Origin of the sequence: Streptomyces sp. NPDC006450 (assembly GCF_040612195.1) — a bacterium.
GTDB lineage: Bacteria > Actinomycetota > Actinomycetes > Streptomycetales > Streptomycetaceae > Streptomyces.
This window is the reverse complement of record NZ_JBEXPT010000051.1, coordinates 35188-42291: the sequence shown is the minus strand read 5'-3', so window position 1 is coordinate 42291 and position 7104 is coordinate 35188. Positions and strand designations below refer to the sequence as shown.

Annotated in this window: 8 protein-coding genes; 2 read left to right on the top strand and 6 right to left on the bottom strand. The window is 72.0% G+C overall.

Annotated elements, in window-relative coordinates; genetic code table 11:
- Positions 1 to 69: 69 nt before the first annotated feature.
- Together ABZY57_RS17655 and ABZY57_RS17650 are read right to left on the bottom strand one after the other, a co-directional pair.
- On the bottom strand, positions 70 to 393 hold the full coding sequence (locus tag ABZY57_RS17655; RefSeq protein WP_356512827.1) for a DeoR family transcriptional regulator: 324 nt from the start codon (positions 391 to 393) through the stop codon (positions 70 to 72).
- Positions 394 to 395: 2 nt separating this feature from the next.
- Positions 396 to 1607 carry a PTS transporter subunit EIIC gene (locus ABZY57_RS17650; RefSeq protein WP_356512838.1) on the bottom strand — a complete coding sequence of 404 codons (1212 nt, stop codon included), beginning with the start codon at positions 1605 to 1607 and terminating at the stop codon, positions 396 to 398.
- A 311-nt stretch (positions 1608 to 1918) separates the two neighbouring features.
- On the opposite strand from ABZY57_RS17650, the gene ABZY57_RS17645 reads away from it, so the two are divergent.
- Positions 1919 to 2395: a macro domain-containing protein gene (locus ABZY57_RS17645; protein ID WP_356512825.1), complete on the top strand. Its 477-nt coding sequence runs from the start codon at positions 1919 to 1921 to the stop codon at positions 2393 to 2395.
- A 23-nt stretch (positions 2396 to 2418) separates the two neighbouring features.
- On the opposite strand, the gene ABZY57_RS17640 is transcribed toward ABZY57_RS17645, so the two are convergent.
- Positions 2419 to 3180, bottom strand: a complete 762-nt coding sequence (locus ABZY57_RS17640; protein ID WP_356512823.1) for a TetR/AcrR family transcriptional regulator C-terminal domain-containing protein — start codon at positions 3178 to 3180, stop codon at positions 2419 to 2421.
- Between the two features lie 143 nt (positions 3181 to 3323).
- Here ABZY57_RS17640 and ABZY57_RS17635 point away from each other — a divergent pair, with 143 nt between their 5' ends.
- A complete protein-coding gene (locus ABZY57_RS17635; protein WP_356512821.1) occupies positions 3324 to 3968 on the top strand; it encodes a DUF4386 domain-containing protein in 645 nt (214 codons plus the stop codon).
- A gap of 101 nt (positions 3969 to 4069) precedes the next feature.
- Here the strand turns inward: ABZY57_RS17635 and ABZY57_RS17630 are convergent, their stop codons facing one another.
- The 3 genes from ABZY57_RS17630 to ABZY57_RS17620 form a co-directional block, all read right to left on the bottom strand.
- Positions 4070 to 4255, bottom strand: coding sequence for a hypothetical protein (locus ABZY57_RS17630; protein ID WP_254382666.1), 186 nt, complete (start codon positions 4253 to 4255; stop codon positions 4070 to 4072).
- A gap of 74 nt (positions 4256 to 4329) precedes the next feature.
- A complete protein-coding gene (locus tag ABZY57_RS17625) occupies positions 4330 to 5349 on the bottom strand; it encodes a YdcF family protein (protein WP_356512819.1) in 1020 nt (339 codons plus the stop codon).
- A 169-nt stretch (positions 5350 to 5518) separates the two neighbouring features.
- The gene (locus ABZY57_RS17620; RefSeq protein ID WP_356512817.1) at positions 5519 to 7090 is read right to left on the bottom strand and encodes a D-aminoacylase; all 1572 of its coding nucleotides are present in this window, start codon (positions 7088 to 7090) and stop codon (positions 5519 to 5521) included.
- Between the last annotated feature and the right edge of the window lie 14 nt (positions 7091 to 7104).

Genomic DNA, 7104 nt, shown 5'->3' with positions numbered 1-7104 from the left:
GCCGGCTGGCGGGGGCGGGGCCCTCCGGGGGGGGCGCCCCCCCCCCCGCCCCTGCTCTCGGGGTGGAGCTCAGGCGGCCGCGTCCGCCGGGCTCGCCGGGTCCGTCGGGCTCGCCGGGTCCGTCGGGCTCGCCGCGTCCGCCGGGCTCGCCGGGTCCGTCGAGTGCGTCGCGTCCGTCGGATCCACGGGATCGGCTCCCGAGCGGATCCGGCGGACCAGGCCCTGGGCGTCCAGGTGTTGGAGGTCCCGGTGGATCGTCATCCGGCTGACGCCGAGCTCCCGTACGAGATCGGCGACCCGTACGCGGCCCCTGGCCCGTACCGCGCCGGCGATCAGCTCGCGCCGCTGCCCGCAAGGCCTTCCCCGTCCGGGAGTGCGCTGCGTCGGGGGCACGGTTACTTCGCCTCGGCCTTGAGGATCTCGGCGAGTTCCTCGTCGGACTCGCGGCCCGGGGTCGGCAGGTTCCACTTGGTGATCGCGAAGCGGAAGATGAAGTAGTACAGCGCCGCGAAGCAGAGCCCGATGCCGGCCAGGCCCCACGGGTTCGACGCGATGCCGAGGTTGAGGAAGAAGTCGATCGCGCCGGCCGAGAAGCCGAAGCCGTCCTTCATGCCGAGCGACCAGGTCAGCGCCATGGACACACCGGTCAGGACCGCGTGGATCGCGTAGAGCACCGGGGCGATGAACATGAAGGTGAACTCGATCGGCTCGGTGATGCCCGTGACGAAGGCGGTGAGCGCGAGGGAGAACATCATGCCGCCGACCACCTTGCGGCGCTCGGGGCGCGCGCAGTGGGTGATGGCGAGGCAGGCGGCCGGGAGGGCGAACATCATGATCGGGAAGAAGCCGGTCATGAACTGTCCGGCGCTCGGGTCGCCGGCGAGGAAGCGGGCGATGTCGCCGTGCTTGCCGTCGAACTCGCCCGCCTGGAACCAGGGGAAGGAGTTCAGCAGGTGGTGCATGCCGACCGGGATCAGCGCGCGGTTGGCGACACCGAAGATGCCCGCGCCGACGGCGCCGGAGTTGACCAGCCACTCGCCGAAGCCGTGGATGCCCTTGCCGAGCACCGGCCAGATCAGGCCCATGACGATGCCGATGACCAGGCCCGCGAGGGAGGACAGGATCGGGACGAGGCGGCGGCCGCCGAAGAAGCCCGCCCAGTCGGGCAGCTTGGTCCGGTAGAACTTCTGGTACAGCAGCGCGACGACGATGCCCATGACGACACCGCCGAGGACGCCGGCGTTGACGGGCGCCTCGACCAGGGCGACCTTGTGGTCGACGACGGCCTCGATCTTCGGCACGTTGCCGTCGGTGAAGGTGCCCAGCACCTTGGCGAAGACCAGGTAGCCCGCGACGGCCGCGAGGCCGGTGGAGCCGTCGGCCTTCTTCGCGTAGCCGACCGCGATGCCCACCGCGAAGAGCAACGCCAGGTTGTCGAAGATGGCGCCGCCACCGGCGGCCATGTACCTGGCTATCTCGTTGCACCAGCTCGGCAGCGACTTGCTGCCCAGCATGTCGCCCTGGCCGAAGCGCATCAGCAGCGCGGCGGCCGGCAGTACGGCGATCGGCAGCATGAGGCTGCGGCCGAGGCGCTGCATGACCGCCATCGCGGCGGAGTTCTTCTTGGCAGACGGGGCCGTCTGCTCGGCTGTGCTCACGGTTGCTTCCTCCAGAGGAAACGGGGTGTGTTGCCAAGGCGGGCAGCGCTTGTGTGGGCTGGGCAACAGCTAAGGAAAATGCGCTATTTGCAGCGCGATGTTCCAGTTGTAACACGGTTAAAACGGCATAAACCAACGGCCGGACAGACTGTGGACCTATGGCCCGGAGGCTCAGGACCCAAGCCCCCCGAACCTGGAGCCCTCTGGCGATGTCAGAGGGTCCGGGTACCTTCCGGGCAGGGGAGTGGAGGGGGATCCGCATGCAGCAGCCGACCGTCGTCCGAGGGGATGCGAGCAGCCCACAGGCTCGGGGGCCGAAGATCATCGCGCACGTCTGCAACGACCTCGGGGGCTGGGGGAAGGGCTTCGTCCTCGCGCTCTCCAAGCGCTGGAGCGAGCCGGAGGCCGCGTACCGGGCCTGGCACAGGGGCCGCAGCGGGAACGACTTCGCGCTCGGCGCGGTGCAGCTCGTCCAGGTCCTCCCGGACACCTGGGTCGCGAACATGGTCGGCCAGCACGGCATGCGCACCGGCAGCGGTGGCCCGCCCATCCGCTACGAGGCGGTCGAACGCTGCCTCGCCCTCGTGGCGGCCCACGCCACGGAGCTGGGGGCCTCCGTCCACATGCCCCGCATCGGCTGCGGGCTCGCGGGTGGAAAGTGGTCGCGCATCGAGCCGCTGATCCGGGACGGTCTGTGCGCGAAGGGGATACCCGTCACGGTGTACGACTTCGGCTAGCCGGCGCCCGGGGGCCGGGGTGCTCAGGTCGGCGGCGTCCGCCGCGTCGTCCGGGTCGAGGTCCAGCCCTGGCGGTTGAGGGTTTCGAAGCCGTTCAGGAGGAGGTCCAGGGCGAATTCGAACTCGAACTGGTCGTCGCAGCCGCCGGCGACCGTGGAGCCCCCGTCGTGTGCGGCCGTCGCGGCCAGTTCCGCGATGTGCGGGTAGCGGGCCGCCATCGCGGGGTCGGGCGGTCCGGAGGGGCCCGAGGTGTCGAACAGCTCCTGGCTGAAGCCGAGCAGGCGGCTGCCCATCGCGTGCATGACGTGGTGCGTCAGGTCGGCGGAGAGGCCGCCGCTCCGGAAGCACCCGGCCATCGAGTCCAGGTAGGCCAGCACGGCCGGGGTGGGGGCGGTGCGGGACTCGATGACGCGGGCCGCCCAGGGATGGCGGAGCAGGGCCCGCCGGGCCGAGAGGATCCGCCCGCGCACGACGGACCGCCAGTCGGGGTCCGCTGCCGGCGGGTCGATCTCGGTGACGACCGCGTCGACCATGCCGTCGAGCAGCTCTTCCTTGTTGGCCACGTGCTTGTAGAGGGCCATCGGTACGACGCCCAGCTCCTGAGCGAGCTTGCGCATGCTGAGCGCGTCGATGCCCGTGGCGTCGGCGAGCGCGACGGCGGCGCGCAGCACGCGGTCCCTGTTCAGGGGGATCCGCTGCCGGTCCGCGGCTTCCTGTGCGGCTTCGTGCGCGGCCTCGTCCGTGGTGGGGCCCGTGGCCTTGTCCGTGGGTTGCTGCCGGGTCATTCCGGTTGGGTCCCTTCCCGCCTCGACGACACCCTCTCCTTGACGAGTGTACGCAGTACACCTATGGTCGCTGGCAGGTGTACGGCGTACACCTCCATCGAGTGAGGGGTACCGAGAAGATGAGTCCGGACCGGAGAACCGCAGTGGCCGCCGGGTTGCTGTTCCTGCTGACCGAGGCCTCCGCGATAGCCGGGGCGATCCTCTACCGCCCCCTGCTGGGCGCCGCGGACGGCCGGATCCCGCAGGGCGCCGACACGCAGGCGCTGCTCGGGGCGCTCTGCGAGGTGGTGCTGGTGGTGGCGGTCGCCGGCACCGGCGCGGCGCTGTTCCCCGTCCTGCGGCGCCACGGCGAGGGGCTCGCGCTCGGGTACGCCTTCGGGCGCCTGCTGGAGGCCGCCGTCATCGCCGTCGGGATCGTCGCCGTCCTGGCGCTCGTCACCCTGCGCCGGGACGCGGGCGCGGCGGGCGGCGCCGACGCCGCGCTGGTGGCCGTGCACGACTGGACGTTCCTGCTCGGGCCCAACATCGCCCTCGGCCTGAACACCGTCCTGCTCGCGTACGTCGCCTACCGCGCACGGCTCGTGCCGCGCTTCATCGCCGTGCTCGGGCTGGTCGGCGGGCCGCTGATCTGCGCCTCTGCCGTAGCCGTGATGTTCGGTGCCTACGAGCAGCTCTCCACGGCGGGGGCCGTCGCGGCACTGCCCGTGTTCGCCTGGGAGCTGGCGCTGGCCGGCCGGCTGATCGTCAGCGGCTTCGGGCCGCGTGGGGCGAGCGCGCGCACGCGATGACGTCGGGCACGAGCGGGATCCCGTGCATCCGGATGCGCACCGGGCCCGCCGGACACCGCCGGGCGGACCGGGGAGCCCGGTCCGCCCGGCTCCGGGCCCACCTAGGGGAGGTAGCGTTCGAGCGCCCTCGGGCCCTCCTTCTCGATCAGCTTGCGCGCCTTCTCGACCCGCTCCGGAGTCACGTCCTGGCCGCGCGCCATCACGAGGTCCTCGGGGTCGAACGGGTGCTCCGACCCCGTGTAGAGGTGGGCCGGGCGCTGGGGCTGCTGGTCCGATTCACTGTCCATGGCTACCTCCTGCTGTGTCCCCCTGGCCCCCATCCTCCGGCCGTGCCCCCATGAACGCACGTCGGGGCCGCGCCTCAGGCGCTGTTGATCGCCAGCACCGCCAGCACCGCCGCCAGCGCGACGATCGCACCGCACATGCCGAGGTTCACGATCTTGTGCTCCCAGAACACGGCCGCGAACTCGCGGATCGTCGCGCTCGGCCAGAAGTACTTCGCCGTGGGAGAGCCCAGCACCTGACCGTTCACCCCGGCCTTGCGGGCCATCATCGCGGCGCGGAAGGCGTGGAAGTTGTTGGTGACCACCACGCAGCGGTAGCCGGGATCGGCGCTCTCCATGATCGCCCGGCTGTACCGGAGGTTCTCCTCCGTCGTGCGGGACCGGTCCTCCAGCCGCACGTGGTCCTCGGGGACGCCCCCGGCGATCAGCCAGTCGGCCATCGCCCGCGCCTCCGCGACCTTCTCGTCCGCTCCCTTGCCGCCCGAGGTCAGCAGCAGCGGCACCCGTCCGCCCCGGGCGATCTGCGCGTCGTGGATCTCCCGGCCCTTGCGCAGCCGCGAGGCCAGCAGCGGCGGGACCCGGTCGCCGCCGATCAGGCCGGAGCCGAGCAGCACGACGTAATCGACGTCCCCGCGCACCTTGATCCGGCCGTAGAGGTAGGCGTAGGCGAGGAAGCACAGGAAGAGGAAGGAGACGTACCCGGTGAGGAGGACCACGCCCCCCACCACCGCGTCCCAGGTCCGGGAGCCCCGGCTGCCCAGGGTCAGGACGAACGCGATCAGGGCGAAGATCCCCACCCCCGCCGTGAAGGCGAGCAGATTGGCCGGGCTGCGTCCCTCCTTGCGGATCATCGTCAGCCCGTTGCCGATCAGGAAGAAGCCGAGCGCGATCGTGCCGAGCGAGGGGATCAGGAAGACCAGCGCGACGATGATGCCGCCGAGGCCGTCGGGCAGGTCCGGGACCAGGGTGAGCAGGCCGACCGACAGGAATATGAAGGTGAGGCCCAGGTAGACCGCGTTGCGGAAGCGCCGACGGTCCTCCCGGACGCTCACGCCGAAGAGGACGAGGAAGAGGGCGGCAGGTACGAAGGCGTACATGCCGATCATCGTAGGTGTGGAGGGAGGACGGGCGGAGGAGTGACGGGGAGACGGAGACCGGCAAGCGGCAAGCGGCAACCGGCTATCGGCAACCGGCGGACCGATCACCGGCTATCGGCAACCGGCGGACCGATCACCGGCTACCGGCAACCGGCGGACCGATCACCGGCTACCGGCCGCCGTACGGCGTGCGGCGCACGGCCCGCCCCGCGAGGACGTCCGTCCGGCGCCCGTCCCGTACGACGAAACGCCCCTCGATCAGGACGTACGGGATCCCGGTCGGCAGCCCGCGCGGATGCTCGTACGTCGATCCGGCCGCGACCGTCAGCGGATCGAAGAGGACGAGGTCGGCCACGTGCCCGACGCGCACCAGCCCCCGGTCCGCCAGCCGCAGCCGTGCGGCGGGGCGGCCGCAGAGGTGGGCGACGCACTCCTCCAGGGAGAGGACGCCCAACTCGCGGACGTAGTGCCCGAGGTAGTGCGGGAAGGTGCCGTAGGCCCGCGGGTGCGGTTTCGCGCCCTGCAGGATGCCGTCCGAGCCGCCCGTGTGGACCGGGTGGCGCATGATCGCCCGTACGTTCTCCTCGTGCCCGACGTGCTGCAGGATGCTCGGTCCGAGCCGGTCCCCCAGCAGCAGCGCCCGGGCCGTCTCCCAGTCGGGGATCCGCGTGCCGACGTACGCCCCGTAGGCCGGATCCGTGGTTCCGGCGATCTCGATCGTCGACCAGTCGACCGGGACCCCGTGGCAGCCGTCGGCCCCCTCCACCTCCAGCGCGTACCGGATCCGCTCGGCCTCGGCGTCGTCGCGCAGGCGCGCCAGGACCGCTTCGGGTCCGCCCTCGTTCGCCCAACTGGGCAGCAGGGCGACCAGGGTGGTGCAGCCGGGGGTGTACGGGTAGCTGTCGAGGGTGATGTCGGCGCCGTCGGCGAGCGCCCCGTCGAGCAGGGCGAGCAGCTCGCCCGCCCGGCCCCGGTTCTCGCCGAAGTTCATCGTGGCGTGCGCCAGGTGCAGTGCGCAGCCGGCCTCGCGGGTCAGCTCGACCATCTCGGCGTAGGCGGTGAGGGCGCCGCGGCCGTACGAGCGGTGGTGGGGGCAGTAGTAGCCGCCGTACCGCGCCACCACCTGGCACAGCTGCGTCAGTTCGGCGCCGGACGCGTACATGCCCGGGGTGTAGGTGAGCCCGGAGGACATCCCCACGGCGCCCTGCGCGAGCCCCTCGGCGACCAGGGCCCGCATCCGGTCGAGCTCCGCCGGGGTGGCGGGGCGGTCGCCCCAGCCGACGACCTGGGCGCGGACGGTTCCCTGGGGTACGAGGTAGGCGGCGTTGACGGCGATGCCCTGCGCGTCCAGCCGGTCCAGGTACCCGCCGACCGTGCGCCAGTCGAAGTCGATGTCCTCGCCCGTGCCGTTCCAGCCGGCGATGGCCGCCCGCACCTCGGCCAGCGTGCGGTCGTCCACGGGGGCGTAGGACAGGCCGTCCTGGCCGAGGACTTCGAGGGTCACGCCCTGGGCGGCCTTCGCGCTGTGGTCCGGATCGCGCAGCAGGGCGAGGTCGCTGTGGGCGTGCATGTCGATGAAACCGGGGGCCAGGGCGAGGCCGCGGGCGTCGAGCGTCCGCCGCCCGCCGCCCGCGATCCGGCCCACCTCGGCGATGCGGCCCTCGTGGATCCCGACGTCGGCGGTGAAGGAGGGCCCGCCCGTGCCGTCGACGACGCGGGCCCCGCGGATGACCAGGTCCATGATGGTGGGAGTGC